This window comes from Mesorhizobium sp. dw_380 (genome assembly GCF_018588885.1).
GTDB lineage: Bacteria > Pseudomonadota > Alphaproteobacteria > Rhizobiales > Rhizobiaceae > Mesorhizobium.
Genome location: NZ_JAFFIW010000039.1, coordinates 29176 through 55821, shown reverse-complemented (window position 1 = coordinate 55821; position 26646 = coordinate 29176). Strand labels below are relative to the sequence as shown.

21 protein-coding genes and 2 pseudogenes are annotated in these 26646 nt (G+C 60.7%); 12 read left to right on the top strand and 11 right to left on the bottom strand.

Features of this window, described 5'->3' with window-relative positions; translation table 11 throughout:
* Positions 1-358 (top strand): annotated as a pseudogene (locus JT360_RS26920) (transposase); the annotation flags it as partial.
* 595 nt (positions 359-953) lie between these two features.
* Positions 954-1168, top strand: a pseudogene (locus tag JT360_RS33765) (transposase); the annotation flags it as partial.
* A 234-nt stretch (positions 1169-1402) separates the two neighbouring features.
* Here JT360_RS33765 and JT360_RS26915 read toward each other — a convergent pair.
* Complete coding sequence (locus JT360_RS26915) at positions 1403-2596, bottom strand: RelA/SpoT-related domain-containing protein (RefSeq protein ID WP_250889101.1); 1194 nt, start codon at positions 2594-2596, stop codon at positions 1403-1405.
* A gap of 554 nt (positions 2597-3150) precedes the next feature.
* On the opposite strand from JT360_RS26915, the gene JT360_RS26910 reads away from it, so the two are divergent.
* Both JT360_RS26910 and JT360_RS26905 read left to right on the top strand, forming a co-directional pair.
* Complete coding sequence (locus JT360_RS26910) at positions 3151-5547, top strand: patatin-like phospholipase domain-containing protein (RefSeq protein WP_214475455.1); 2397 nt, start codon at positions 3151-3153, stop codon at positions 5545-5547.
* The gene (locus tag JT360_RS26905; protein ID WP_214475452.1) at positions 5544-6050 is read left to right on the top strand and encodes a Mu transposase domain-containing protein; all 507 of its coding nucleotides are present in this window, start codon (positions 5544-5546) and stop codon (positions 6048-6050) included. The genes JT360_RS26910 and JT360_RS26905 overlap by 4 nt, the downstream gene beginning before the upstream one ends.
* A gap of 237 nt (positions 6051-6287) precedes the next feature.
* Here JT360_RS26905 and xth read toward each other — a convergent pair whose 3' ends face one another.
* The 10 genes from xth to JT360_RS26855 all read right to left on the bottom strand — a co-directional run bounded on the left by xth (position 6288) and on the right by JT360_RS26855 (position 17088).
* Positions 6288-7073, bottom strand: coding sequence for an exodeoxyribonuclease III (xth, locus tag JT360_RS26900; protein ID WP_214475450.1), 786 nt, complete (start codon positions 7071-7073; stop codon positions 6288-6290).
* A gap of 426 nt (positions 7074-7499) precedes the next feature.
* The gene (locus tag JT360_RS26895) at positions 7500-8153 is read right to left on the bottom strand and encodes a hypothetical protein (RefSeq protein ID WP_214475448.1); all 654 of its coding nucleotides are present in this window, start codon (positions 8151-8153) and stop codon (positions 7500-7502) included.
* A gap of 32 nt (positions 8154-8185) precedes the next feature.
* Entirely contained in the window at positions 8186-9367 is a 1182-nt protein-coding gene (locus tag JT360_RS26890; RefSeq protein WP_214475446.1) for a gluzincin family metallopeptidase, read from the bottom strand.
* 79 nt (positions 9368-9446) lie between these two features.
* Positions 9447-10169: a TfuA-like protein gene (locus JT360_RS26885; protein WP_214475444.1), complete on the bottom strand. Its 723-nt coding sequence runs from the start codon at positions 10167-10169 to the stop codon at positions 9447-9449.
* A 5-nt stretch (positions 10170-10174) separates the two neighbouring features.
* Positions 10175-11329: a YcaO-like family protein gene (locus JT360_RS26880; protein WP_214475442.1), complete on the bottom strand. Its 1155-nt coding sequence runs from the start codon at positions 11327-11329 to the stop codon at positions 10175-10177.
* Between the two features lie 22 nt (positions 11330-11351).
* A complete protein-coding gene (locus JT360_RS26875; protein ID WP_214475440.1) occupies positions 11352-14510 on the bottom strand; it encodes an ATP-binding protein in 3159 nt (1052 codons plus the stop codon).
* Positions 14511-14956: 446 nt separating this feature from the next.
* Positions 14957-15130: a hypothetical protein gene (locus JT360_RS26870; RefSeq protein ID WP_172351756.1), complete on the bottom strand. Its 174-nt coding sequence runs from the start codon at positions 15128-15130 to the stop codon at positions 14957-14959.
* A gap of 32 nt (positions 15131-15162) precedes the next feature.
* Entirely contained in the window at positions 15163-16290 is a 1128-nt protein-coding gene (locus JT360_RS26865) for a WD40 repeat domain-containing protein (protein ID WP_214475438.1), read from the bottom strand.
* Between the two features lie 13 nt (positions 16291-16303).
* On the bottom strand, positions 16304-16618 hold the full coding sequence (locus JT360_RS26860) for a hypothetical protein (protein WP_214475435.1): 315 nt from the start codon (positions 16616-16618) through the stop codon (positions 16304-16306).
* 29 nt (positions 16619-16647) lie between these two features.
* Positions 16648-17088 (bottom strand): hypothetical protein, encoded by a 441-nt coding sequence (locus tag JT360_RS26855; RefSeq protein ID WP_214475433.1) that lies wholly within the window; start codon positions 17086-17088, stop codon positions 16648-16650.
* A gap of 571 nt (positions 17089-17659) precedes the next feature.
* Here JT360_RS26855 and JT360_RS26850 point away from each other — a divergent pair.
* The 8 genes from JT360_RS26850 (at position 17660) to JT360_RS26815 (ending at position 26633) form a co-directional block, all read left to right on the top strand.
* Positions 17660-19333 carry an aromatic/alkene/methane monooxygenase hydroxylase/oxygenase subunit alpha gene (locus JT360_RS26850; protein ID WP_214475431.1) on the top strand — a complete coding sequence of 558 codons (1674 nt, stop codon included), beginning with the start codon at positions 17660-17662 and terminating at the stop codon, positions 19331-19333.
* A gap of 51 nt (positions 19334-19384) precedes the next feature.
* Positions 19385-20446 carry an NADH:ubiquinone reductase (Na(+)-transporting) subunit F gene (locus tag JT360_RS26845; protein ID WP_214475429.1) on the top strand — a complete coding sequence of 354 codons (1062 nt, stop codon included), beginning with the start codon at positions 19385-19387 and terminating at the stop codon, positions 20444-20446.
* A gap of 49 nt (positions 20447-20495) precedes the next feature.
* Complete coding sequence (locus JT360_RS26840) at positions 20496-21554, top strand: aromatic/alkene monooxygenase hydroxylase subunit beta (RefSeq protein WP_214475426.1); 1059 nt, start codon at positions 20496-20498, stop codon at positions 21552-21554.
* Between the two features lie 16 nt (positions 21555-21570).
* Positions 21571-21942, top strand: coding sequence for an MmoB/DmpM family protein (locus JT360_RS26835; protein ID WP_006206781.1), 372 nt, complete (start codon positions 21571-21573; stop codon positions 21940-21942).
* A 75-nt stretch (positions 21943-22017) separates the two neighbouring features.
* Positions 22018-23040: an amidohydrolase family protein gene (locus JT360_RS26830; protein ID WP_214475424.1), complete on the top strand. Its 1023-nt coding sequence runs from the start codon at positions 22018-22020 to the stop codon at positions 23038-23040.
* 5 nt (positions 23041-23045) lie between these two features.
* A complete protein-coding gene (locus JT360_RS26825) occupies positions 23046-23843 on the top strand; it encodes an iron-sulfur cluster assembly protein (RefSeq protein ID WP_214475422.1) in 798 nt (265 codons plus the stop codon).
* A 77-nt stretch (positions 23844-23920) separates the two neighbouring features.
* Positions 23921-25552, top strand: a complete 1632-nt coding sequence (locus JT360_RS26820; protein WP_214475420.1) for a molecular chaperone GroEL — start codon at positions 23921-23923, stop codon at positions 25550-25552.
* A gap of 37 nt (positions 25553-25589) precedes the next feature.
* On the top strand, positions 25590-26633 hold the full coding sequence (locus tag JT360_RS26815; RefSeq protein ID WP_214475418.1) for an NAD(P)-dependent alcohol dehydrogenase: 1044 nt from the start codon (positions 25590-25592) through the stop codon (positions 26631-26633).
* The last annotated feature ends 13 nt before the right edge of the window (positions 26634-26646 follow it).

Below are 26646 nucleotides of genomic sequence, written 5' to 3'. Positions count from 1 at the left end.
TATCCGGCACTTGCTTAAGGCGTTCAGCGTCCGGTTGAGCAAGGTCGGGCGCGCGGCTTTCGAGCGGGCGGTGCACGCGGCGGTGGCGGACGATCCGCTGTCGGCCGAACTGATCGACGCCATGTTGGCTGCGCACGGCGTTGTGGAGAGAAGTACGGTCTCCTCGTCGAAATGGTGGCGCACAGCGAGCGGTGCCGCCGCTTCATGGCGATCCCCTGTCGGGCCGGTGACAGCGCTCTCCTTCATGACGGCGATCGACGATCCTTCGCCCTTCCGCCGCTCGCGCGACGTCGCCGTCTACTTCGGCTTGACCTCGCGGCGCTGGCAGCCGGGCACCTCGATCGACCTCCACCCACGCTCTCAGACCCGACTGAAGGAAACGGTGGCCGAGTTCAAAAGGACCGGACGGCAATTAGCCCACTCGATGGTCAGCACGGGCGATTTCCAATATTGAGTCGCGGCGAAATGACCAACGTGATAGAAGGTGAACTCGCGCCTGCTGCCCGTCAACATTGGTCAAGATGACGTATTCCACTTCTTGTCATCGCTCTTCGAGTAGGTGCACTGGCAGATGGCTGAAGCGTCGAAATTGCCTGCTAAACGTCGGTTGCCACAGCCAGCCAGTCTGTCCTTGGCCGAGTGCATGACGACGTAGACCACGCGCGCTGATGGCCCGGCCGCCACCGGCCCAGAAATACGTGAAGGTGACGGCGTGTGCCACCGCAAGCGCTCAAGAGCTTCAACCGTCCAACGTGCGTCGCCGATCGAAGGCGCGGGGACTTCTTTCAACCGTCACTGAAGTGGCGCATTGAAGCCAGGGGTACCAGCGAAGGTGAAGCCGTGGCCACTTAAGGAGTTTTCAATATCCCGAGCCCATTGAGCGCGCGCAGCTTACCGACGAAAGAAAGCTCTAAGGTGGCCGGGCGATCACTTGCGGATCACCAGTCGGTCAACATTCGGCTCAGGAATACGTCCGCGGCGAGGTGCACTCGAACACCATCGAAAGCTATTTAAGCATCTTCAAGCGGCATGCGCGGCACCTGCCGAAAAGCATCTGCACCGCTACCTCGCCGAATTTGACTCCCGCTATAATTCGCGCGTCGCCCCTGCGGTGAACGACGAAGCGCGTGCCGGTCGCATCCTTGATGGTGTCGTCGTCAGCGCCTGACCTGTCAAACGACTAATGCAAGGTGAGGCAATCTGTGGCGACTGGCGACCGTCCAAATATCGCCCGAAAGCGCCCGGAAAAAAGACAGGGAAGCTCAGTCAGAAACAGCAATCCGAGCCAAGGAAGCCGCTCGGGAGCTAGAGCTGATGAAAGCGGCAAGGATTTCGACTGGGCTATAGAGCGAATTCTGCCGAGGAAGGCCAATGGTCCGGCTACTTCAAACGGAAGCGACGCTTAAGCCAACCATAATCGGGCTTTTCGCAGGGCTTCGGAGCTACCACCTTCCATAGCCGCCTTTCCCGTGCAGATGGATTTCAGATTACGAACAAACAAGGAAACGTCTCCGAAGTAATTCGGATACATTTCAACAAGCTTTTCTACCTTATCTACCTCGACCAAGACAGCCTTTGCATCAATGCCCCTTAACTCTATTTTTTGCTCTATCTCTTTTAATTTCCGCGCGCCTAACATAAGCGTCCGGAACGGTTCGATGATCACGTTATGATCTTTGCCATATTGGAGCAAATAGTATCGAAATTTCTCCGTTGGATGTATGAAGTTCCCTGAGTAGAGTGTAAGACTCTTGGTGTCTTCTAGTATGCTGGTCGCACCTATACGCTTGTTGATATCCCGCAATTCTCGCACCCGGTCATTGTGATCCGGAACACCGATATGAACGGGACACTGCTCAACGTGCGCGAATTCCGCCGACATAAGCTGGAAAAGGCGTAGCCAATCCTGGTCGCCCTTTCCGTGCTTCAAATCCTGGCCCCGGAATAGCCCGACAGCCTCAACTGCAGTTGCCCATGAGTGCTGAAGTCTGGTCCGAACTTGCAATTCGATGCGTCGTCCCTCGAAAGCCTCAGTTTCGGCATCTCTGGGTCGGTACTTGAAAACAATATGGTGGCTTCGATACCCGTCCGGCTTCGGCTCATCGATATAGTTAAATTCCCGAGAATGGATCTCATGGGGGAATTTGTCTCGCATCGATGCGAGAAGCGAGCGAACACCTTTGATGTCGGACATGATCGCTCGGCAACCGCCGATGTCGTTCATGGTGTCCAAATTGGTGGTGGACTCTCGAAGCTTCCGACGAATGGATGCCATACGCTTCGGACGGGATGCCATGTCGCCCTTCAGTCGCAGGGCTCTCATGTGGTGACCGACCGAGAACCGAACGCTCCGCATCGGCAGAAAGTGCGAGTCGCGCCAGCTATTGGCGATTGTGAAGATTTCGAGTGCGTCCACGTACTGCCCGACAGTGATGTCTCGTCCGAACTGAATAGGTTTTGCCAGTTGGTCGCCTGCCTTGCGAACGGCTTTCATGCTGTAGGCAAGGCGCGGGTACTCAGTCATTGAACCCATGAAGTCAAGGTAGCCCGCCTTATTCTGGACTGGCGGGACTACCGTAAGGGAATCAGATCTCATGGATCATATCCCTTTGGGTACGCGAAGTACGATTGGCGGCCCGAAGTTCCTGTGGGAATTGGGTGGGGCCGATAATCTCGATGAGTTCCGGCATCTCGGCCCCCACGAAATCCTAGTCGGGATAATTCTTAAAGGGGATGCTATGAACGATTTGCGGTACGCCCCGGATAAGCTCTACACTCTCATGATTTGGTCGGTTCTCGCATAGCTCGGGGCATAGATGAGGCGCCATTCTCCTCCGCAAACCCCGGATGTTTGGTGCAAAGCCCGCAGTTCTAAACGCATGAATTGGTCGCCGAGATTCGCTTACCATCGACCCGAACCAACTTGCGACCGAAGTGCGGAAATTGCCGGCTCGAACACCGGTTCGACACCCAAGAGGAAGCCGCCGAGACCGCACAGACCGCCGCCAATATTTTCGGCCATGACGTCGAAGTGGAGGTTGTAGGCTTCTGGGGGTACGGCCTCGAGAAGGTGGGCAGCTTTACCGTCCAGCCTAAAGCCGCCTGACCATAGACCAGCATTCGTTCCTACAGGCCCTAGAGTCGAAATGAATGGAAACTGCAGCGCTGACTAGAATGGAGCTTTTTGCAGCTAGGCTGAAAGCGCAACGGATGGGTGCGGTCGACCGCGAGGAATTCCTCACCCCATTGAATCGAGAAATGAACCAAAGACGGGACGTGACATCGAGCAACCAGGCGCAACCTAAAATCGACGGGCGCCGCCTCTTTACGGAGTGGAGGCGGCAGAACGGTGGCATGACGGCGGGCGGCTATGGGTTTCTGTCACCGACGGCGAAGCGCGAATGGGAATATTGTGCCGAGCGGATAAATGCTGCCAAGCCTCATGCTCATGGTTGGTGGAAGTCTCGCGCTGACCAGCAGCCCACCCACTTGGACGATCCGGAAGAGCACTTGGTGTTTCACATCGACCGCGGCGTCCCTTGCAGGCGTGGCCTGACATCGAGCCATGTCTATGGCCTGAACCGGCTCGGATTGGTCCAGGAGCGAACGCGGGTCCTGCGCAAACTTGATTTCCTCAGCCGGCTGATCGACGAGATCGGCAAGATCTCGGAGACGCTGCTTCCCAGCTGCGATCCGAAGAACAAGACGATGGGCGCGCGGCTCGACCTGCTGGTCAACCAGATCCTCGACGAAATCCGCGCGATGCGGAGCCGGACCAACCCTATTCGAGCCTCGCGAAGGCTTGGTCGAAGACGCTTAAAATCAACTGAGGAAGATGGCATGAGCGCGCCTGAACAGAGTTGCGACCTAGTCATGAAGGGCGGGATCACCAGCGGGGTGGTCTACCCGAAGGCAGTCGTGAAACTTTCGCGCAGGTACCGCTTCCGCAATATCGGCGGCACGTCAGCCGGCGCGATTGCCGCGGTCGTCACTGCCGCGGCCGAATACGGGCGCGCCGAAGGCGGATTTGAAAAGATCGAGGCGCTCCCAAAGCAGCTGTCAGCGACGCTGCTGGAGAAATTCCAACCTGGCCCGGAGCTTCGTCCAGTCTTCAATCTGATGCTGGCGGCGATGTCGAAAAGCATCGCGGGCACGGTCTTCGCGCTTTTTAAGGGCTACCCGGTGCCAGCGCTTTTGGGTGCCATCCCTGCGATCATTGTCGCCATCATGATCCCGTTCACCTGGCATTCCTTGCCAGCGGCGCTGCTCGTTTTCTTGCTGTTCCTGTTCCTGCTCGTTCTTCTGCCGGCCGCCACGGCGGCTTTTGTCGCCGCCCACGATGTCGCCCGCAGGCTCCCGGAGGCCGATTTCGGCCTCTGCAACGGAATGACCCAACCCTACATGCCGGGCGGGCATCCCGCCCTGACCGAGTGGCTCGCCGACACGATCGATCTGGTCGCCGGGCGTTCGGTCACCGGCGCACCGCTTGGGGTCAAGGATCTTCAATCCCGCGAGATCAAGGTGCAAACGGTGACCACTGACATCACCTCTCTTCGCCCCTACGTGCTGCCGATGGAGAATAACCTTCATCACTTTTCCGAGCGGGAGTTCCGTTCGCTTTTTCCAGCTCGCGTCGTCGACGCGATGCTGACGACGCCAAAGGAGGGATCAAGCGACCTCTATCCGTTCAAGATCGATAATCTTCCGCTCGTGGTCCTCGCACGCATGAGCCTCAGCTTCCCGGCGCTGATCTCGGCGGTGCCGCTCTACAGGATGGACTATACGCTGGTCGGCGTCCCCGAACAGGACAGGTTGGTGCGCTGCATGTTCTCCGACGGTGGGCTTTCGTCGAATTTTCCGGTACATTTCTTCGACCGCTTCCTGCCGTCGCGTCCGACCTTTGGCATCTCTCTCGGCGAATATGACCGCCGGCGAGAGAAGCCGGAAAACACCGGAGAAACCCGGGTATTCCTTCCGACAAGGGCAGGACAGGGGCAACTCCTGCCAACGCGAGGCTTTTCCGGACTGATCGCCTTCGTGCTCGCCCTCTTTGACAGCGCCAAGGACTGGCAGGATTCCCTCCAGTCGATCCTCGCCGGCTATCGCGAACGGATCGTGACGGTGAACCTCAAGGCGGAGGAGGGCGGCCTCAACCTGGATATGCCCCCCGCTCGAATCGACCAGCTTACCGGCTTCGGCGAACGTGCTGGCGACCTGATCAATCGGGATTTCGAACTCAACGAGCACAAGTGGCGTCGCTATCTGATCGAAGTCCGCGCGCTTGACGAGATGCTGCGCCAATTCGCCGATGCCTACGCTGAAGCACCCGAACCGGGCTCGCTTGGATACGCAGAGATCGCAACCGGCTACGAACCGTCATCCTACAAGGATCTCTCGGTAAGCGAACGGCAGATCTTGCGAGAACGAGCGGAGGCGATCGCCGCTCTTGGAGCAGCGTTTCAGAAGCAACAGCCGCTGGAAAGCTTCGACGATCATATGCCGAAGAGCCGCAGCCGGATCCGCTCTGTTGCCCGCATGGACTATTGACCGCGACGATTGCAGCCGGACCGCCACCTGATCGAAAACGATCAAGACGTCGCGATTGCTTGGCTTTGCGAAGGCTCGCCGACCTGCAACACGCCACGGAGCGGCGGATCCTGGAGCAGTCGAAACGCCTGCTTTGCCCCGTGACCGTCGACTCCATCCATACGGCCTGGCACGTCGAGCAGGCGGCACTTACGCCGCTGCCCCTGAGCCTGCCGCAGCCCTTCGACGTGCAGGTTCATCGGCGTGTTGGCCGCGACTGCCTGGTTGCATTCGAGGGGCGGCAATACAGCGTGCCCACGCCTTTACGGGCCAGACGGTTGACGTGCGCGGCACCACTTTACAAGCGCGGTGAGATGGTCGCCCGCTTCCCGCGCCATACAGGTGGCCGTCTGTTGGTCGATCAGGCGCATTACGGCGGTCCTTGCTCGGACCGCACAACCGCACCGGCGCCGCTCGGGCGAATGGCCCGCCAAATCGTGCTGCCCGCGAGTTGCCCGACGTGACGGAGCCGTCGCGCGGTCTCGAGCAATATCGGCGGCATCGTGGAGGGCGCTGTCATGAGTGCGGCCTTATGCGGTCGCTTTCGTCGCAAGCTTGCGCTTTCGGAATCCAAATGAGTGACGGGTCTGACCGATCATCGCTCGAACGGCGATAAGCATCTGCGTCCCCCTTCGGCGGTCCGGAGCTTTTCGGACGAACCTGGCGTCATGCGGTCGGCCTGAAGCTCGGATTTCTCGATTTCAACGGGGCCAATCCAACTCGATCCAGGCTGGCGCGTGATCACTTGACTTGTCCCAACCCCGCACGGCAACATCCACGCCGGCGCCGCCCAGCCTGTTCATGAGCGAGGGGCTCACGAGAAGATGGTCCATCCGAAGGCCGGAGCTGCGGTCGTAGCCGCCCCGGTAGGAGAAATTCCAGTAAGTATAGACGCCCTTTTCAGGATGGATCAGCCTGACTGCGTCGATCCAGCCGTCGGCAAGCATGTCGGCGTAAGCTTGCCGACTCTCCGGAAAGTAGACGGCATCACCCAGCCATCGCGCCGGGATCGCGGCGTCGATCGGCGTGGGCACAACATTATAGTCGCCGCAGAGCACGGTGGCAGGCGAGTCCCTGATCAGGCGCCGTCCGTAGTCGATCAACCGCTCGAACCAGCGGAGCTTGTAGTCGAACTTCGGACCAGGGGCTGGGTTGCCGTTGGGCAAGTAGAGACAGCCGACGACCAGACCGTCGATCTCCGCCTCGATATAGCGGCTATGCGTGTCATCAGGGTCACCCGGCAACCCGCGCCGACGTTCATGGGGCTGCTTGCCTCGGGCGAGAATGGCTACGCCGTTGTAGGACTTCTGCCCGTGCCATATCGCTCCATAGCCGGCGTTCCTGAGGGCATCGGCGGGAAACTTTTCGTGCGATGTTTTTAATTCCTGAAGACAAACGATGTCATGGTGCGTTTCGCCCAGCCATTTGAGTAGAACCGGCAATCGGCCGTTGACGCCGTTCACATTGAAGGTCGACACCCTGATCATCTGAAGCCTTGAGGCGACCCATCCAATGGTCCACTCCGTTTGGTGAGTTCGTCGCGCCTGTCAGCATTAACCGCCAATCGCCAAGAAGGTTTCGACGCCGAGCAGAGACAGACGTGACAAGACAACGAGATCGAAGGTCCTTGGATGGCGGCTGAGCGCAGGCATTCAAATGCCGTCTCTGCGCGGATCATTCTTCAACATCGCACGAATCAAATGGTTCGCTGATGGGCCGCACTTGAGATGACACGCCGCGACAGTCGGCGGGTCGTCGAGACCGAAGATGTCCTGACCGCGTCGCTCACTCGATTGCGCAAATCCTGCGAGTAGGCTGCCGTCATCCATGCTGGAGCCCATTCCAGCCAGCAGGTTGGATCAAATTCGCGCTGATTTGGGAATCCCTCACAAGTCTTCACATCACAGAATGCTCTAGTCGTTCAGCTTTCCGCCACGATGTCCCATCGTCATCTTGGATGCGTACATCGTCGGTGTTCGCTTGCCTGGAAGGTTCGCCTCAAGGACGATCTGCTCGACAAATCCCTGATTCATTTCGAATTCCACGCATTGGTTGAGCTTGTCCACGATCCAGACCGCGTAGCCCTCGTTGTACTTCTTGTCATATCCGGAGTCATCGTCGGGAATATGTGGTTCCGGTGCTGCTGGAATCAGCATGATCTTGGGTTTTGGCAAATCATACGTGTGCCCTTCATATGCGTAACCGAATATCACCCCGGAAGTGAATTCGGTCTTGGGCTCTGATGGCATGACGTCGATTGCGCCGATCATGACCATGTAGTTGGCAATTATCGAATTGACAAAAACGTATGAACTATTGGTTGCATTGATATCAAATATATTTTTCAGGAATGTCATCGTGTCATCGCTTGCAGGGGAGTCAATTCCGATTCTCGCACCAACAAGAGCAAATTGATTATTTATGATTGCAGTATTTATTTCCGCTATATCATTGCTTGTTTTCAGTCGCGGCAAGCCAGGTATTCCATACAAGCGTACTTGCGTGGCGTTGAATGCACTGTGGGGATCGCGCGTAGTGTAGGTTGGCCTGTGATAATCATCGCTCATTTTTCTGCTCCTTTTTTGTTGCGTCGTTCAGCTCACAAGATCTCCCGCCAGCTGAAGTTCTCATCGAATTTTTCCGCAAGCATCGGCGCGACCCGATCGCTGGCGTCCACCACCGTCACCGCGGCCTTTTCGAACGACAGGTCATCCGCATCGAGGCGTGGCCATGCCTGCGCAAGGGCGAGGGCCACCTCGTCCCTTGCTCTGATCAGCATGCTCTTGAACATGAAGGGCCGAGCGCGAAAGGCGCGGGACGTGAAATCCGAGATGCGCTGCATGTCGGACTGGTCGACATCCTTGATATCGATCCCCAGCAGCCGCTCGTCGGCGAAGCCCTCGCGCACCAGTCCCGCGTGATAGACGTCGACGATCGTGTCGAACACGGCCCCCGTGAACGGCCGTGACCTGTCATGGATTTCCGCCGTCACCTCCGACATGCGGCGTGCGTTGCTGGCGAGGCGGATCTGTCGATCGCCAGTCAGTTCGGCAATCCGGTTCAATTCATTGAGAACAAGCAGGTTGCCATCGCAGTGCCGCAGCAGCCGGTCCATGCCGCTGTCGAAATTCAGGAAGGACAAGAGCGAGACCAGATCCGAGCTGGCTTCGTGGAACGGTCCGAAATCGCCTTGGGTCAGGCCGCCGGCTGGTGTCCCGAACAGCGAAAACAAGATGGCGTGGCCGACCTCATGTGCGATCACATCGAAGTTGAGTGCGTAAGGATAGTCGCGTCCGTCGATGCCGCGCTCGCGGCCGAGTTCCAGATAGCCATAGCCCGATTGCGCATTCTCCCAGTCGACGAAGGGAATGATTTCGAGGCGCTCGTACGTCTCGGCGAAGTACCAGACAATCGGTTTGCCGACGTAGCTTTCCCAGATGTCCAGCACGCGGCTGACCGAGGCGAAAGCGTGCGCAGAAAGGAACTGCCGCGAGGTTAGAGAAAGCTGATCGAAATGGCCATCAAAGCCAGCCTCTACGGGGGGAAAGATTTCGCCGACAAATGGTGGCAGATAAGGGTAGTCGTAAGGCTCCTTGTCGAGGAGCGGATCGCGAACGTAGACGCGGTGATCTTCTGGGCCGGAGCGGATCCGATCGGGTGTACTGGAAATCCATACTGTTTCGGGTGTGCCATAACCCGAAAGGTGAGGGACCTGCGGGTAGACCAGGAACCGCGTTCCCAGCACCGCATCTTGCGCAACGACACGATCGACCGCGTCCAATTGCTAGGCCTCCCTCTGACGCCCACGCTATCACGGCGCTTACGATGCGTAAATCGTGGGGCCGCCAAGAGGTCAGGGCCTACAGCGCCAGCCCCGCATCATCCATATCCTTGGAGAAGGCCGAGGTTAGCTGTAATTTCGGCATGGGCTGCGCTTTTTCAAATGCTTGCTCCCGCAAAAGTTCGAGTGCCCGCAGGGCATCTTGCTTTTTTTGCTGGACGAAAGCCGCGCCAAGCTCCCTGCACAATTTCTCGACTTCGTCCTTCCCGCCATGCGCATCCCGGACCATCCGTGCCAGGGTGCGCTCGCGAAAGTTGACGGCCTGTGCCGCACCTTCGAGCCTCGCCTGCTGTTCGGGTGAAATCACGCCGCGCCGGCAAGCAGCGCGAAGGGTCCGGCGCAAGTCAATCAGCGCATGCGTCAAGGGAGCGAAATGCACCTCGGCCGGTCCATGCAACACCGCTACTGCGTCGTCGGGTGCAAAGGCGAAGCGGCGATACCACCGGTAGATAAGCCCGACGCCTTGCATATGGGGGAACAGCTCGGCTGCTCGAAGGGCACCCATGCTGGCCGCACCGACGACATGAATGCCGCGGCTGAGGGCCCACAGGATTTCCATGTGCCGAACCGCGGGCTCGGCCTGAAACCCGCCGTCGATGACAAGGATCGCACTCGGGTCGAAACGCTGCACGGCCGAAACGATCGAGCCTTGCACGGCCGGGGGAAGGCAGACCGCATCGACGACCTTCAACGCGTCGGCATGGGACAGGGTAGGGCCGGTGAAGACTAGTTTCGGGCGCATGGTCTTTATCCGAGCAAGAGCGGCTGCAAGGCAGGGATGACGATCCTGACAACCGATAGGGCGTCGAGCGGTTTCGTTGTCACCCGGATCAGGTGAACCGCATCGAACCCTCTCTCTTGGAGAATTGCCAGGAGGACCGACAGCCCGTCCGACGCCGTGTTGAACTTCTGCTCGGCGAGCGCACGGAAATCCACGCTGCGCGGGCCGTCGCGGAGGAGCCGGCGATGCGCTGCGATCATCTGCCGATCGGGGTATTTCGGATAGAACGCGCGCGTCAGGTCATCGCGAGCGCCCGAGATCGCCGCCAGACGGGCCTGGGCCGCTTCGTTGATGGCGTGCGCCGCCGCGCCAGCGGGACTGAAACCGGCAGCCGACCCATCGGCCGGATATTCCAGAAGGACCGTTTCCGTCGGTTCGTCTTCCAGCAGATGGCACCACACCACCGGTATGCGCAACGGCGACAGAGCTTGCCAAAGGCCGACCAGCACGTTCTTGGCCGCCAAAGTCTCCAGGAGATCGCAGAGCGACGGATCATCGATCGTCTCGGGATCGATACGTTGACGGTGGAAAAAACCGTGGGTCTGGTATGCCCTGGCAATCGCGTCGCGTTCGATGCATTCAAGGATGCCATGAACGATGGCGTCCGGCTCCTCGAAGCCTGCGGCCAGGCCGCTCGTCGAGGCCGCGAAAATGCCGTCATGGGGCAGTGACGGCAGCACATAGGCGGTGTGCACGAGCTCGAACGGAACCAGGTCGCGGCTGCCGGTGAGAAGATTGTCGGCGGCTACCCACGCCGTCTCCCGGCCGCGCCATCCGGGCGCGGTGCCGTCCTGTAGATGGCCTTCGAAACGATCAGGCGGGATGCCCAATTGATCAGCGCAGCCGATGACTGTGTGGAAATTCGCCACCTGCTCTGCAAAGAAGCTCTCGGCTGATTCCAGCATGGCCGAGATGGCGGCTTGCGCCAGGGTGGCGCCCTTGCCTTGCGCGACGGCGTTGGAGAGCGAGAAAGGTCTTGTCACCTGCACGACGGGGATGCCGAGCTGGTCGAGCCCGGTAATGTCGGCGATCCGCGTGATGCCCAGGGCTTCGCGCATCTTCATCAGCCGCGCCAGTGCCTCGTCGGGCGGCGGACCCAGGCGTTGATATCGCTCCAGCATCGCGGATGCTCCTGCAGGCCGGCTAGTGCCGAACGGCCGGTTCGGGATTGACGATCAGCGCGGCGCCCGGCTCGAGAGCGGATTTCGCACGTTCGACCCGGTCGCGATAGCGCGACGACAGTTCAGGTGACAGGCCTGATAATTGAAGGGTCTCGTATGCACTGACGAGGAAAGGCACCGCGCTTTGTTCCGCGGCTATGGCGATGCTTTTTTCGAGGGCAGCGATCACGTCCGCCTCGGCGTTGCCCTGGACAAGAAGTAGCTCCGCCCTTCGCCGGTAGAGCTCTGCGAGCCAGAAGCGGCTGCCGCCGGCCTCGGCCTGCGCCGCAGCCGAGCCCAGCAACGCGAGCGCCTCATCGACCTCGGCGGTTCGTGTCAAAAGCTCTGCCAGCATGCCGCAATAAACCGGTTCGTCCTCAGGTGTCTGGAACTCGCCATGGAGGCCAAGACCTTGCCGCATTTTTTCCCTGCCGCTCTCGACCTGGCCGGCGTTGCCGTCGCACCAGCCTTCGAAGATTTGCGCTGCGGCGGCGAGGGCGGGCATATAATGGCGCTCCGTCAAATGGCGCAGATCCGCTATCACGCTTCGCAGCGCCGAAAAATCGCGGCGATAGCAATGCAGCATCGCCTCGTTGAGGTAGGCATGCGCGATGCTGCCGGCATGTCCGGTTTGCTGCGCCCAGCTCCTGGCTTCCGACATCGAATGGATCGCGCTTGCCGGCTTTCCGACGAACCACAAGGACAAGGCGCGGTGAGCGAGCCCGCAGACCCTTGCGTCATGCCCGCCGAACAACGCAGCATTCGCTTTGCCCTGGCCGTGCTCATAGAGCGAAAGCCCGACGTCGACGGCCGCGATGCAGCGGTCGTGACGGCCAAGATTGAAGTCGATTGCCCACACGCAATGCCTGGCCTGGAGTTGCACTTCGGCATCCTCGACATCCCTCAGGTCGCTCAACACGACTTCCGCGCGCTCGCCGTCCATGACGGTATCGGTGAACCACCAGCCCCAGTAGATCGGGAACCACCTGGCCCGTTCGGCTACTGGCCGACGCCGAGCGATCACCACGCCGTCCTCGTATAATTTGCGGGCGGGTGCCGAGTTCGGCCCCTCGACAGCGGTCAGGATGGGACCGAGCACGACCATTGCCGATAGCCGCAGCGCGTCTCGCGTGTCGGTCGCGGCAACCCGCTCGCAGAGCCCCAAAGCATGTTCGAGTATCTGCCTTGCTTCCGCCATTGCCGAGCGGGACGAGCTTTCCGTGCCTGCGATCACAAACTGACCGATCGCGTCCTCCAGAAGGCCTGCGCGCTCGGCGTGCTCGGCGACCTCGGCAGTCCCCAGCCACCCGGCCAGGTTTCGGTTGCGGCTCACCGCGGCAAACAGCTGCCGGTGCAACGCCTGCCGTCTCTTGCGCAGCGTCGCGTTGTAGATCGTCTCCTGAATAAGCGCATGGCGCACGCCGTAGGCCGGAACGCCTGAAGGCCGCACGCGGAACAGGAACCCGGCCTCGCTCAGCGAATCCAGTGCGTTTGCGATGACATCATCGTCGAGCTCCGGCAACAACGCACGAAGTAATTCCTGATTGAAACGATTGCCCGCGACGGCCGCAGCGCGCGCAACCTCGCGTGCCGGCCCCAGGCTTTCGAGCCTGGCCTCGAGCACGCTTTCGAACACCGAAGCGTGACTGCGCGTCGCGGTCTGCGCCAGCCGATCCGTCGCCGAGGCCGCGTTCTCGGTCATCCACTGGCAGATTTCCTCGATGAACAGCGGGACGCCTCCGGTCACGCGTTCCACCATGTCGAGCAATTCCGGGGAAGTGGACGGCTTGCCTTGCGGCCACATCCCCGCGATCGCCAGCCGCGTTTGCTCGCGGTTGAGCGGTTTTAGCGGGATATGCCTGGGATTCGATGCTGCCAGCCAGCTCCCGGATCCAGGGCGTGTGGTCGCGATGACAAGCGCGCGGAAATGACGGGCCGAATGTGCAAGCTCAGCCAACAATTGTTTCGACGTTAGGTCAATCCAATGGATGTCCTCGACCACCAGAACGATAGGTCCGCTGGCGCACAGGGCTTCGAGCGAGTGTCGAACCGCCCAATTGGCTTTCTCGCGCATCGCTTCGGCGTCTATCTCCTTGAGCGCCGGATCGGCTCCCGCAGCGCCGAGCAGGAACGAGAAGATGTCGATTATTTCGGGATCGCGGACGTCATGATCGCGGAATACTTGCGCCACGGCGGCAGCGCTCAGCTGTCCTTCGTTGTCACCGAGGTCGCTCCGCACGTTCTGGAGCAGCGGATGCAGCGTCGAGCGCAAGCCGCCGGGCGTGCACTGGAAGAGCAGCAGTTTCGCGCGCTGGTTACGCGTGCGCCGGCGCACTTCGTGAAGAATGCGCGACTTGCCGATCCCGGCCTCGCCCTCGATCACCACCACGCCGCCGCTTCCTGCAACGGCGCTGTCCCATGCTTCGACGATCGTGCCGAGCTCGGCCTCGCGATCGACGAGCGGACTGCTCAGCCGCCCGAAGGCGAAGAAGCGGTCGACCTCGCGCTTGTGGCTCAGCGCGCGCCAGACCCGCTCCGGCTCGGCAAACCCCTTGATCGCATGGGTTCCCCTGAAGCTGAACACATGCGACCGTCGCGCCAGGTTGCGCGTCTCGTCGGAAACCACCACCGTATCCGGCTGCGCGATGGCCTGGAGCCGCGTCGCCATCGCGAAGGCAAAGCCGGTGACATTGTCATGAGCGCTGTCGGCGTCACCCTTGTGGATCAGGGTCATCGATGTCGCGATGCCGACTCGGACATGCAAATCGGCGCGGCCTTTGTCCGAGCCGACGCGCCTGCAGGCGTCGATGATTTCGAGCCCGGCCCGGATCGCCAGCGATGCCGCGTCCTTGGCGTCCATTTCGGCAGGAAACAGGGCAACGCCGCCATCGCCGACCTCGACCCTGACCGCACCCGAGCACGACGCGACGGCCTGTCTCGCCGCCCGCTGGAAGGCTGATATCAGTTCCTCGAATTCTTCGATGTCCAGGATGGCAAGAAGATCGGTCGATCCGACAAGATCGTAGCAGAGCGCGGTCAGGATCCGCCGCTCATGCCGGGCTTCGGACGCACTGTTGCCGTTGCCGCCCAGAAAACCTGTTGCCACCGACGCCGGCAACGCGACCGGACCCTTCTCCGACATGCTGCGATTTCCTCGCCGAGCGCAGTGAGGCAATGTTAGCAAAGTGCGATGCTGTTCACAAAACACTTGATCGGTGGGCGGGGCGTCGGTGTCACCAGCACCATGACCGCCAGCGTATAGGACCGACCGCACGTGGCACCAAAAGTTCTGCCGCCGCTGAACATAAGGGCTCATGGGGCTGCTGGAACTTTAGTTCCGTTGCGGTCTGACGAGAGCCGACGTCGCGTTTCCTCTCTCGTAGCGTTAATATATTCCTAATATAAGCATTCGCTAAAATCTCGTTGGTCGGTAGCTAACGAGTTAGATGATGCAGTTGGGGTAGGGAGACGTAGAGCCACGACCAATGTCGTCGCGGCCACCGGCCGATTGATCATCTTCACGCCATGTCCGGCACTTTGACACCCCCGCAGTCTTCTAAATCTGCGAACGGGAAAGCCTCGTCGGATCTAGTTGGTCTTCAGCTTGCCGACACGATTTTCAGCGATCCACCGGGCGGCCAGCACCAGCGCGCCCATGCTGAAATCCTTGCCATGCTTTGCCACCATTTCTTCTGACAGATCGGCAAGCCGTTCGAAAAATTCGTCCTTGCTCTTGTCCTCGGCGGTGAGTTCAGTCTGCATTTCATTCTCCTGTTTCATGCGGACTGTGTCCGCTATTTGAAAATCTGCGCGGGGAAGGTGACGATCGCTGCAGTGCCGTCGACGGTGGCTATCGCCAGATGCCGCCCGTCGCCGGACCAGGCAAGCGCGGTGACCGTGCTGCCCAAAGGCCTGACAAGGAGTTCGTCGCGCGCGCCGATCTGGGCGACGGTGATGCGGCCGTTTGCGTAACCGGCAGCAATCAGTTTTTTCTCCGGGTGCGCCGCCACCGCCTCAACTAGGACCAGCCCGGCGCGACCTGTTTCCAGCGCGCCCGAGGCTTCGCCGCCAATAGGCAGGGCGACCATTGACCAGCCGGCGATCCGGAAGGCGCCCGAGGCAAACAGCGCATTCGCCGGGTGGCTCCAGCACACTGTGCGGACCGGCGATGGAAATCCCGCGACGATGTCGGCTCGGCCATCGGCCAGGCTAACCAGGGCAAAGCCTCCTGTTTCGAGCGCGCAAGCCAGCCATGTACCATCGCTGCTCCAGCGGATCGACACCGGGCGCGCGGAAAGGGGGACATTGTGTATCAATGCAGCGTTGCCCTCGACCGTCCAAATCGACAGCCCCTCGCCTAGGCTGCAGGCAAGTCGCCGCCCGCCTGGCGAGAAGGCAAGTGCATCTGTCGACGATGTCGCATGGCGTTTCAGGCGCATCGCATCGCCTTCGCCGCACGAGAGGAAGACATCATGCCCGTTGCTAACGGCTATCGCGCCCGCCCTGGTGCTGTGGTCGATAGCGACAATCGGCCCGTCGATTTTGGCCAGGGGTTCCGCGACTTCACCGCCGACGGTCAGATGCAGCACCTCGCCGCTGGCTGCGCCGACCAGAAACCCGGAATGCGCATAGGTGGCGAGCGGGACATCGCCATCTGCGAATCTCGGCGTGGCAATCAATGGCACGAGGGGCTTTTCTCTAGGGCGGATCGTCGTCTGGCCGAGATCATGGCTCACCCTGATCCGCGATTCCGGTGGCTCCTGATCCGCGACCGCGGCAATAGCGACGGTTCCATCCAATGAAGCGAAGGCGATAGCCGAATCGTCTGCGCTGAAACGCAGATCGGCGATCGCCGACGGCCGACGCCAGCTTCGCGCCAGAAGGTCGAACAAGGTCAGGTTCTGCATCGTTTGCTGGTTCATGCTGTTTCTCCCGTCAGTCCTCATTCGCCATTGCGGCAAGCCGGCGATCAACCTCATCGACATCGCCTTCCACTGCTACGATGCGATCCTCGCAGGCCACGCATGCCTGCATGATTGCCGCGGCGCTCTCTTCAGCCTCATGCAAGTCTTGCACCAGTTGCTCGCCGGCACCGCTTCTGCCGATTTCGAGTTCCAGGCGCAGTACCTCCATTTCGAGACCGGCGCGTTTCTGGTTGAGCCGCAGTGCCTCCGCGGTGAGGGCAGAGACGCTGGCGACGAGATCGAGCCGGCGGGCGAGCAGCTCGTCACGCCTGTCAGTTTGCCCCATCGGATCCTCCTGTCATTTTTCGCCCCCAGCTATTGGTCCGGGTGTCTCGAAAGCCGTGTGCCGACCCGCGAATGGAACTGCTTTTCGGCCGTTTCGATGTGGCTCTTGAGCTGATCCCAGATGTCGACGCGGATCATCGATGTCGTATCGCCGGTGAGGCGCTCGATCTCGTCGACGCGGAACTGGCGCGACAGCGAAACGCCGGAAAACACGAAGTCCCGCAACAGGATCGCATGGTTCTCGATGAACAGATGGATCATTGGGTGCGTCTCTGTGGTGACGCCACCGGCGGCAAGCTCGGCCCGGATGAAGTCCTGGAAGTGGCTCTGCAGGCGATATTGGCTCTCGCCCATGAAACGCATGACAAACACCAGATCCCGGGGCATCAGCCTGACAAGATCACCCGTGACGGCGTCGGCCTGGTTGGACATCCGCTCAGGCGGCCACCCACTGTCTCCGTCGTTCGCCACGGTCTTTCTCCAGTCCCATGCTCATCCATAGCTATCGCATTCAAATAGTGCAGAAAGAAGGCTTGTTAAATAGTTGATGCATGTTTTCGTATATGTTGCATATGCTAACTGATATATATTGCAGTTGCGAGATATGTATTAGATGTTACATCCGTACGTTACAATTGTAAAAGAACGTTACAGCTGACCATCTCTTCACGCGCCGAAAGGGCGGCGATTTTGCTTTTGCGCCAGCCATGGCGCCGTTCTCGAATTTGGCACGGCGCTTGCTTTATACATTTCCATAAGAAGCCCATCGCGCCTTTTGACGCGGTGCCAAAAGAACGAAGGAACGGAGGAAACAGGGGACTAGTCACGTCCGCTTCGATGCGCCCATCGCAAACGCGGTTGGCGCCGAGGATCCCTGCCTGACGCCTCTAAAACCTTTGCCGCGATCCAGTTGAATGGCCGGACCATGAGTCGCGCCTGAACGCGCAACCCTTTGCCGTGCCGTTCGCACTCTCACTTGCGGCGCTGTGCGCCGCTTCATGCCTGGGTCAAGGGACCTGCGGCTCAAACCTGGTGGAGGCTTATGACCATGACGTCTCTGACGCTCAACAAGATTACCTCGCAACGCGGAATCTCCGTCGGCGAGGCGACCAAGAAGATTGCCGATCTCGGCTGGAACCCTTCCTACGTCCAGGAAGCGATGACGTTTCCGACCGACTACAAGATCAACAAGACGCCGCGCGACCCGATGAAACAGGTCCTGCGGTCCTATTTCCCGATGCAGGAGGAGAAGGACAACCGCGTCTATGGCGCGCTCGATGCGGCCTTGCGCGGCGACATGTTCCGCAACGTCGAACCGCGTTGGGTCGAGTGGATGAAGCTCTTCCTGGCCATCATTCCCTTCCCGGAAATCTCCGCCGCCCGCTCGATGGCGATGGTCGCCCGCATCGCGCCCGGCGAGGAACTCCGGACCGGCTTCACGATGCAGATGATCGACGAGTTCCGTCACTCGACGATCCAGATGAATCTGAAGAAATGGTACATGGAGAACTACATCGATCCGGCCGGCTTCGACATCACCGAGGAGGCCTTCGGAAAATGCTACGCCACGACCATCGGCCGGCAGTTCGCCGAAGGCTTCATCACCGGCGACACGATGACCGCCGCCTGCATGTACCTGACCGTGGTGGCCGAGACCGCCTTCACCAACACGCTGTTCGTGGCCATGCCTTCGGAAGCCGCCCGCAACGGCGACTATGCGCTGCCGACCGTCTTCCTGTCGGTGCAGTCGGACGAGAGCCGGCACATCGGCAATGGCCACTCCCTGCTGATGGCAGCACTCAAGGAGCCGGAGAATCATCTGCTGCTCGAACGCGACCTGCGCTACGCCTTCTGGCAGAACCACGCCATCGTTGACGCTGCCATCGGCACTTTCATCGAATACGGCACCACAAACCGCGACAAGAACAAGGAGTCCTACGCGGAAATGTGGCACCGCTGGATCTACGAGGACTACTACCGCACCTACATGTTGCCGCTCGAGAAATACGGTATCAAGGTCCACCATGACGACGTCCAGGCGGCCTGGGAACGCATCACCAAGAAGAACTTTGTCCACAAGGTCGGACAATTCTTCGCGGTCGGCTGGCCGGTCAACTTCTGGCGGATCGAAGCCCAGACCGACAAGGACTTCGAGTGGTTTGAGCACAAATATCCGGGCTGGTACGCCGAGTTCGGTGACTTCTGGAAATGGTACGCCAAGCTCAGCCACAAGGGCGAGAAGGTGCTGCTGTTCAACAGCGACGTCGGTTACGTCTATCCGCATCGCTGCTGGTCCTGCCTCGTTCCCTGCCTGATCCGCGAGGATATGGTTGTCGGCGAGATCGACGGCCAGCTGCACACCTTCGCCCACGAACTCGACAAGTGGACTGCCACCGTGGCGTTCGCCGACGAGTATCAGGGCCGCCCGACGCCTGCCATGGGCCGCTTCAGCGGCAAGCGCGAGTGGGAGACGCTCTATGACGGCTGGGATCTGGCTGATGCGATCAAGGACCTGAACTTCGTCCGCTCCGATGGCAAGACGCTCGTCCCGCAGCCGCATATGCGCTTCGACGACAAGGAGATGTGGACGCTGGACGACGTGCGCGGCAACAAGCTCGGGTCGCCGCTCAACGCGCTGCGTGCCATGTCGCCCGCGGACCGTGAGAAGCACTTGGCTGAATACCGGGCCGGCTTCACCATCAATCCCTGCAACTGATCAGGCTAAGGGGGCGGGTTCGTCCCGCCCCTTCTTTCACTGGAGGTCCGTATGTCGGAAACCCACACGGTCAGGCTCAGCCCGGTCGGCGTCGAATTCGAAGTCGAAAATGGCGAAACGGTGCTCAACGCCGCGTTCCGCCAGGGTATCGCGCTGCCGCACGGTTGCAAGGAAGGGCAATGCTCCGCCTGCAAAAGCGTGTTGCTCGAAGGCGAAGTCGACATGCTCAAATACTCGACCTTCGCACTGAACGACATGGAGAAGGAGAGCGGCCACGTCCTTTTGTGCCGCTGCATCGCCTACTCCGATCTGGAAGTCGAGCTTCTCAACTACGACGAGGAGATTTTGGCGAAAGCGATCGCCGTGAAGACGTTCAAGGGCCGGATTGCTCGGATCGAGCACCTGACCCACGACATTCGCGGCATCGAGATCGAACTCGGCTCGCCGATAAAGTTCTGGGCGGGGCAATATGTCGACATCACGGTTACCACGCAAAAAGGGGAGACGATTACGCGCTCGTTCTCCATGGCAAATACGCCGGACGAAACCCAAAAACTCTCCTTCATCATCAAAAAGTACCCTGAGGGAAAGTTCTCCGGAGAACTCGATTCCGGAGGCATCAGGGCCGGGGCAGACGTCACCGTCGTCGGACCCTACGGAACCTGTTTCCGCCGGGACGAACGGCAAGGACCCCTGATCCTGGTCGGGGCCGGATCGGGCATGTCACCGATCTGGTCGATTCTCAACGACCATCTCAAGAGCGGCGAGAAACGTCCGGTCTATTTCTTCTACGGTGCCCGCACCCGCAACGACCTGTTCTACCTCGACAGGATCGCCGAGTTGGTCGGCAACCATCCCGACGTCACCTTCATTCCCGTGCTGTCGCACGCGACTGATGATGCCGAATGGCAAGGCGAGCGCGGCTTCGTACACCAGAGTGTCGACGCAAAGCTCAAGCAACTGGCGGTCGACGGGCAGGGCGACGTCCATGCCTGTGGCCCGCCGCCGATGATCGATGCGCTTCAGCCGGTTCTGTTCATGAACGGGTTTGAGACGGAGCGCATCTTCTTCGACAAGTTCACCACATCGGCAGGTGCAACGCCGGCCCATTGAGAGGCGGCCACGCAACTGTGACCACAACTGCAACAAGGGAGTGAAGACTATGCCAGCTACCTCGAGTTCAGTCGGATCCGGTGCCGCCGGCGCGGCGATCTTTGCCGACTCCGACAGCCGGAAGTACCGGTATTTCGACCCGAAGGGCCAACGTGCCACCCACTACGAAGACATGACGGTGGACGTCCAGCCCGATCCCGAGCGCTACCTGATCCAGGACTGGATCATCTCCTTCGCCGACGGCAAGGGCGCCTATGTCAAGCAGAACACCGCCGCACAGAGCTCCAACTGGCATGCCTTCCGCGCCCCCGATCAGGAATGGGAGCGCACGCACTACCAGCGCCAGTCGAAGATCGAGACGATGGTGCAGAGCGTCATTAACAATGCCCGCAAGTCCGGTGCACCGAAGACCTTCGACAAGGCTTGGGTCAAGATCCTGCAGACGCAGCTCGGCGCCTGGAAACATGCCGAATTCGGGCTCGGCACCTCGCTGATGCAGGCGCAGCGCTACGGTTACACCCAGATGATCAACAACGCGACGCTGACCAACTCGTCCTACAAGCTGCGGCTTGCGCAGGACATCACGCTCTACCTTGCCGAGATCGGCATGGACCTTCCCGGCTGGAACGACGAACTCGGCAAGAAGACCTGGCTCGAGGACGCGAACTGGCAGGGGACGCGGGAGGCGGTCGAGACTATCATGGGCGCGACCGACTATCTCGAACAGTATTTCGCCATCAACATCGTCTTCGAGCCGCTGGTCGGGGAGGCATTCCGCTCCGGCTTCCTGATGCAGATCGCCGCCGCCAACCATGACTTCATCACGCCTGCGGTGATCTCGGCAGCAGAGGCCGACTACGAGCGCAATCTCGCCAACACGATCGACCTCATGCACCTGCTCGCCAATGACGAGAAGCACGGCGCGGCGAACAAGAAGCTCTTCCAGGGCTGGGTCAAGAAACATGGCGCGCTCGCCGACAAGGCAGCCGTCGGCCTGCAGCCGATCTGGTCAATGCCGCATTCCAAGCCGGTCGCGTTCGCTGATGTCCGCGCCAAATCCGAAGAGCGGATTGGGCAGATCCTCGGCGAACTCGGCCTCAAGCGCTGACACAGGGAGAAATGTCATGTCACTAGCAGCACGCGACGCAACGCATTCAAACATCTTCAAGGAGATGAAGGACATCACCTTCGAACAGACGATTTCGCATCAGTGCGGCGTCACCATGAACGACTCGGTCGAGGCGAGAGCCATCGCCGAATTCATGGGCCAGAAGCCGGGGGTGACCATCACCTACCAGCCGGCGCTGATCCGCATCGACGGTGACGGCAAGCTGATCTTCAAGATGGACGCGATCGGTGAATATCTCGGCCGCGAGATTTCAGCCGAGACCTTCGAGGTAAACACCTCCACCCATTACGGCCGCATGGTTCGCGTCGACGACAACACCGTGATCCTGTTCGGCAACATGGACGAGATGTTCGAATACATCGAATAGCCGCCAAAAAACCGGGCGCGCCGCCCTGGTTGCGGCGCGCCGAACCGATCAACGCCCCATCTCGTGGAGGAAAGAATGTTTAGGACACCGGAAGGCAAGGATATCTTCGTGGTCGATGGCCACACCCATTTCTGGGACGGCAGCCCCGAAAACCAGAAGAACATCCACGGCAAGCAGTTCATCGATTGCTTCTACGCCTATCACACCGGGCTGAGTCCCAAGGACCAGCTTTGGGAGAAGAGCAAGTTCGAGAAATACAGCGCCGACGATCTCTATCGCGACCTGTTCATCGACGGTCCCGACGATGTGGCGATCGTCCAGTCGACCTATCTCAAGGACTTCTACAAGAACGGCTTCAACACCATCGAGCGCAACGCCGAGGTAGCCAGGCGCTATCCGGAGCGTTTCATCGTCAACGGCGCCTTCGATCCGCGCGACGGCGAGAAGGCGCTCGAGTACATCCACTTCCTCAAGGAGACCTATGACGTCCAGGGCGTGAAGATGTACACGGCCGAATGGAACGGCGCCTCCAAGGGCTGGAAGCTCACCGATCCTGATGCCTACAAGTGTTTCGAACTCTGCGACAAGCTCGGGATCAGGAACATCCACGTCCACAAGGGACCGACCATCCTGCCACTCTCGAAGGATGCCTTCGACGTCCATGACGTCGATCACGCGGCGACGGATTTCCAGGGCCTCAACTGGATCATCGAGCATTGCGGCCTGCCGCGTCTCGACGATTTCTGCTGGATCGCGACGCAGGAAACCAATGTCTATGGCGGGCTGGCCGTGGCGCTGCCCTTCATCCATTCCCGCCCGCGCTATTTTGGCGAGGTCATCGCCGAACTGCTGTTCTGGCTCGGGCCGGAGAAGATCCTGTTTGGTTCCGACTACGCGATCTGGACGCCGCGCTGGCTTGTCGAGAAATTCTGGGCCTACCAGATCCCCGAGGACATCGCCGCGGAACGTGGCGTTCAACTGACCGACGAGATCAAGGAGAAGATCCTCGGCCTCAATGCCGCGCGCCTCTACAACATCGACATCGAAGCCAAGAAGAAGGCGCTCGCCGGCTCGCCCTTCAGCATCGCGGCGGAGTAGGGGCCATGGCAACCGCCAGCGTTTCCGGCAACCGCGAGAACGAACTCTGGCGGTGCCTTGGTGAGGTCAACGACCCGGAGCTCGACGAACCGATTACCGAGATGGGCTTCGTCGAGCGAGCCGCGATGACGAGCGATGGCAGCGTGGAGATAGACTTCCGCCTGCCGACCTACTGGTGCTCGCCCAACTTCGCGTTCCTGATGCTGGACGGCGTCCGCAAGGCGCTCGACCAGCTCTCCTGGGCGCCGGCCTATCGCGTCAAGCTGCACGACCACATGTTCGCCGACGAGGTCAATCGCGGCATGGAGGCCGGCAAGAGCTTCGGCGATATCTTCGCCCTGCTTGCCGAGGATCAGGATCTCGGCGGCTTGCGCGAAACCTTTGCGATTAAGGCCTTCAAGCGGCGCCAGGAGGCAGTCCTGCGCGGCCTCAAGGCGCACGGTCTGACCGATCGCGAAATCCTCGGCATGGACCTGCCGGCCTACGACGTCGCCCGGTTCGAGCCGGGCGAGGCGGCCAAGCAGAAGCCGCGATACCGGGCGGCGCTGCTCGAGCGGTTTCCGAACCGCCGGGCGGATGATCCCGTCTTCGTGACCTGGGAGGGGCCACGCATACCTTCTGGCGCGCTCAGCGCCCATCTCGCCGAACTGCGCGGTGTGCGCATCAACATGGAGTTCAACGGCGCGCTGTGCCGGGGGCTCAAGCAGACCAGATACAAGGAACTGGATGTGGTCGACGGCGAACCGACGCTGGTCGATTTCATCATGGATCGCGTGCCGGCACGGACCGCACCGACCGCCTGAAGCAGAGCCGACAGCAACGGCCTCCCTCGCACGAGGCCCCTAACCAACAACCCGCCCGTAAGGCGGAAGGAGGAATCATGCCCAAAATAATGCTTCATAATTCGGAGGCCCGCCGGGCTCTCGCCCGCGGTGTCTTCCGGCTTGCAGCCGCCGTCGAGCCGACGCTCGGTCCCAAAGGCATGAACGCCATGATCGACCGGCCGATCGGCACGCCGATGGTGACCCGCGATGGCGTCAGCATCGCCTCCGAGATCGAACTGCACGACCGTTTCGAAAACATGGGCGCGCAAGTTGTCCGTGAGGTGTCGATGCAGACCAACGAGATCGCCGGCGACGGCACAACGACGGCCATCGTGCTCGCCAACGCGCTCATCCAGGGCGGCGTCGAGGCGAATGAGCGCGGTGTGAAGTCCGTCGATCTGTGCAAAGGCATCGACCTTGCCGTGGCGGCGGTGGTGGCCGCGCTCAAGGCGTCGGCCAAGCCTGCCAAGGGCAACGGGATTCTCGCATCGGTCGCCAACATCGCCGCGACCAACACGAAACTTGGCGCACTTGTGGCTGAAGCGCATCAGCGGGTGGGCGCCGAAGGCGTCATCACCACCGACTTCAGCGTCACCACTGAGACCACGCTCGATGTGGTCGAAGGCATGTCCTTCGAACGCGGCTATCTCTCTCATCATATGGTGACCGACCAGGAGAAGATGGAGGCCGTTCTCGACCGGCCCTACATCCTGATGACCGATCTCAAGATCAAAGAGCCCGAGCAGCTCGATGCGGTCCGCCGCATCGCCGACGAGGTCGGTCGGCCGCTGCTGATCGTGTCCGAGGAAATGTCGCCGGAAGTCGTGGTGACGCTGCTCGGCAAGCAGGGACCTGGAAAATACCTCGTCGTCCATCCGCCGGAATATGGCCATTGGCGCAAGGCGATGATGGAGGATCTGGCGATCATCACCGGCGGCAAGGTGATCGCGCGTGACCTCGGCGGCCGGCTGGAGGATATCACCGCCGACGACCTCGGAACGGCTGATCGGGTGAAGACCAGTTCGTCCTACACCTCGATCATCCGCGGCGGCGGCGACCATGCGGCAATCGCATCGCGCCGCGCCCAGGTGCAGCGACAGTATGAGGCCTCGCCGCCGAACATCGACCAGGACAAGCTGCGCGAGCGCCTGGCCAAGCTCTCTGGCGGCACCGCGATCCTTTATGCCGGCGGCGTCACACCGGTCGAGCAAAAGCGGACCATCCAACTGATCGAGGACTCGCTCAATGCGGTACGCGCCGCGTGCGAAGAGGGCGTGGTCGCCGGCGGCGGCTCAGCGCTTGCCCAGATCGCGCCGCTGCTCGACAAGGTGGCGACCGGCGTTGACGGCGATGTCGCCGAAGGTGTGCGACTTGTGCGCTCGGTGCTGTCGCGGCCGCTCTGGCGCATAGCCGCCAATGCCGGCGCCGATCCAGAAGCAGTCGTGGCGGAAGTCACGCGCATCAACGGCGGCTACGGCTACAACGCGTCTGCCGGCAGCTACCAGAACATGTTCGAGGCAGGGATCATCGATCCGGTCCGCGTCACCTACACTGCGCTCGCCAACGCAGCTTCGGTGGCGACGCTGATCCTGACCACCGAAACGTTGATTGGCCATCTCGCCGAGGATGAGGACCCGACGACGGGACCGGCCCGCGGCGGCGGCTCTGAAAAGCTCGGCCGCGCCTGAGCAATCCGAACAATCTCGACATTGAAAGGATACGACGATGAAAGCTGCCAGACTCTACGAATACGATCCGAAGATGAACGTCCAGCTTAGGATCGAGGAGGTCAAGGCGCCGACGATCACCGCGCCCGACGAGGTGATCGTGCGGGTTGGTGCCGCCGGTCTCTGCCGCACCGACCTGCACATCATCGAAGGCGTATGGAAGCCGACGATGGACCCCGAAGGCACGCTGTTGCCTTACATCATGGGCCATGAAAATGCCGGCTGGGTCGAGGAGGTCGGCAGCGGCGTCAGGTCGGTCAAGCGCGGCGACGCCGTAATCTGTCATCCGTTCCGCTCTTGCGGCATCTGCCTCAACTGCCGGCACGGTGAGGACATGTACTGCGACAACGGCCAGTTCCCCGGTCTTGGCATGAATGGCGGCTTCGCCGAATATTTCATCACCAGCGAACGCTCGCTGATCAAGCTCAACGCCAATGTGACGCCGATCGAAGTGGCGCCGTTGGCTGACGCCGGCATCACCGCCTACCGCGCCGCCAAGCGGGCGGCCAAGCTGCTAAGGCCTGGGAGTTACTGTGTGCTGCTCGGTATCGGCGGGCTCGGCCATATCGCGCTGCAATCGCTGCACGCGATCTCGGGCTGCCGTATTATTGCCGTCGATCGCGAGCCGGCCGCGCGCGTGCTGGCCAAGGATCTGGGCGCCGACTTCGTTCTCGATGGCGGACCCAACGTCATCGAGGAGGTCAGCCAGATCACCGGCGGCGGCGCCCACGTGGTCATCGATTTCGTCGGCGAGCTCGGCGTCGAGAACATCTGCTGGAAGATGGTGCGCAAGGGCGGGCAATTGTTCGTCGTCGGCTATGGCGGCGCCGTCAATGTGCCGACCGCGCATCTCGTCATCGAGGAAATCAACATCGGCGGCAGCCTGGTTGGCAATTTCACAGAGCTTGTCGAGCTGATGGAGCTCAACGCCGACGGCAAGGTGAAGATGCATTACACCGAATACAACCTCGCCAGCATCAACACCGCACTCGACGATTTCAAGAACCGGCGGTTCACCGGTCGAGGCGTCATCGTTCCCTGAAAATTCCGGACCG

Excerpts from the sequence above, each read along its gene's own strand:
- JT360_RS26915 (WP_250889101.1), bottom strand. The coding sequence starts at position 2,596 with ATGAGATCTGATTCCCTTACGGTAGTCCCGCCAGTCCAGAATAAGGCG.
- JT360_RS26910 (WP_214475455.1), top strand. The coding sequence starts at position 3,151 with ATGGAAACTGCAGCGCTGACTAGAATGGAGCTTTTTGCAGCTAGGCTG.
- xth (WP_214475450.1), bottom strand. The coding sequence starts at position 7,073 with ATGATCAGGGTGTCGACCTTCAATGTGAACGGCGTCAACGGCCGATTG.
- JT360_RS26895 (WP_214475448.1), bottom strand. The coding sequence starts at position 8,153 with ATGAGCGATGATTATCACAGGCCAACCTACACTACGCGCGATCCCCAC.
- JT360_RS26885 (WP_214475444.1), bottom strand. The coding sequence starts at position 10,169 with ATGCGCCCGAAACTAGTCTTCACCGGCCCTACCCTGTCCCATGCCGAC.
- JT360_RS26880 (WP_214475442.1), bottom strand. The coding sequence starts at position 11,329 with ATGCTGGAGCGATATCAACGCCTGGGTCCGCCGCCCGACGAGGCACTG.
- JT360_RS26875 (WP_214475440.1), bottom strand. The coding sequence starts at position 14,510 with ATGTCGGAGAAGGGTCCGGTCGCGTTGCCGGCGTCGGTGGCAACAGGT.
- JT360_RS26870 (WP_172351756.1), bottom strand. The coding sequence starts at position 15,130 with ATGCAGACTGAACTCACCGCCGAGGACAAGAGCAAGGACGAATTTTTC.
- JT360_RS26865 (WP_214475438.1), bottom strand. The coding sequence starts at position 16,290 with ATGAACCAGCAAACGATGCAGAACCTGACCTTGTTCGACCTTCTGGCG.
- JT360_RS26860 (WP_214475435.1), bottom strand. The coding sequence starts at position 16,618 with ATGGGGCAAACTGACAGGCGTGACGAGCTGCTCGCCCGCCGGCTCGAT.
- JT360_RS26850 (WP_214475431.1), top strand. The coding sequence starts at position 17,660 with ATGACCATGACGTCTCTGACGCTCAACAAGATTACCTCGCAACGCGGA.
- JT360_RS26845 (WP_214475429.1), top strand. The coding sequence starts at position 19,385 with ATGTCGGAAACCCACACGGTCAGGCTCAGCCCGGTCGGCGTCGAATTC.
- JT360_RS26840 (WP_214475426.1), top strand. The coding sequence starts at position 20,496 with ATGCCAGCTACCTCGAGTTCAGTCGGATCCGGTGCCGCCGGCGCGGCG.
- JT360_RS26835 (WP_006206781.1), top strand. The coding sequence starts at position 21,571 with ATGTCACTAGCAGCACGCGACGCAACGCATTCAAACATCTTCAAGGAG.
- JT360_RS26830 (WP_214475424.1), top strand. The coding sequence starts at position 22,018 with ATGTTTAGGACACCGGAAGGCAAGGATATCTTCGTGGTCGATGGCCAC.
- JT360_RS26825 (WP_214475422.1), top strand. The coding sequence starts at position 23,046 with ATGGCAACCGCCAGCGTTTCCGGCAACCGCGAGAACGAACTCTGGCGG.
- JT360_RS26820 (WP_214475420.1), top strand. The coding sequence starts at position 23,921 with ATGCCCAAAATAATGCTTCATAATTCGGAGGCCCGCCGGGCTCTCGCC.
- JT360_RS26815 (WP_214475418.1), top strand. The coding sequence starts at position 25,590 with ATGAAAGCTGCCAGACTCTACGAATACGATCCGAAGATGAACGTCCAG.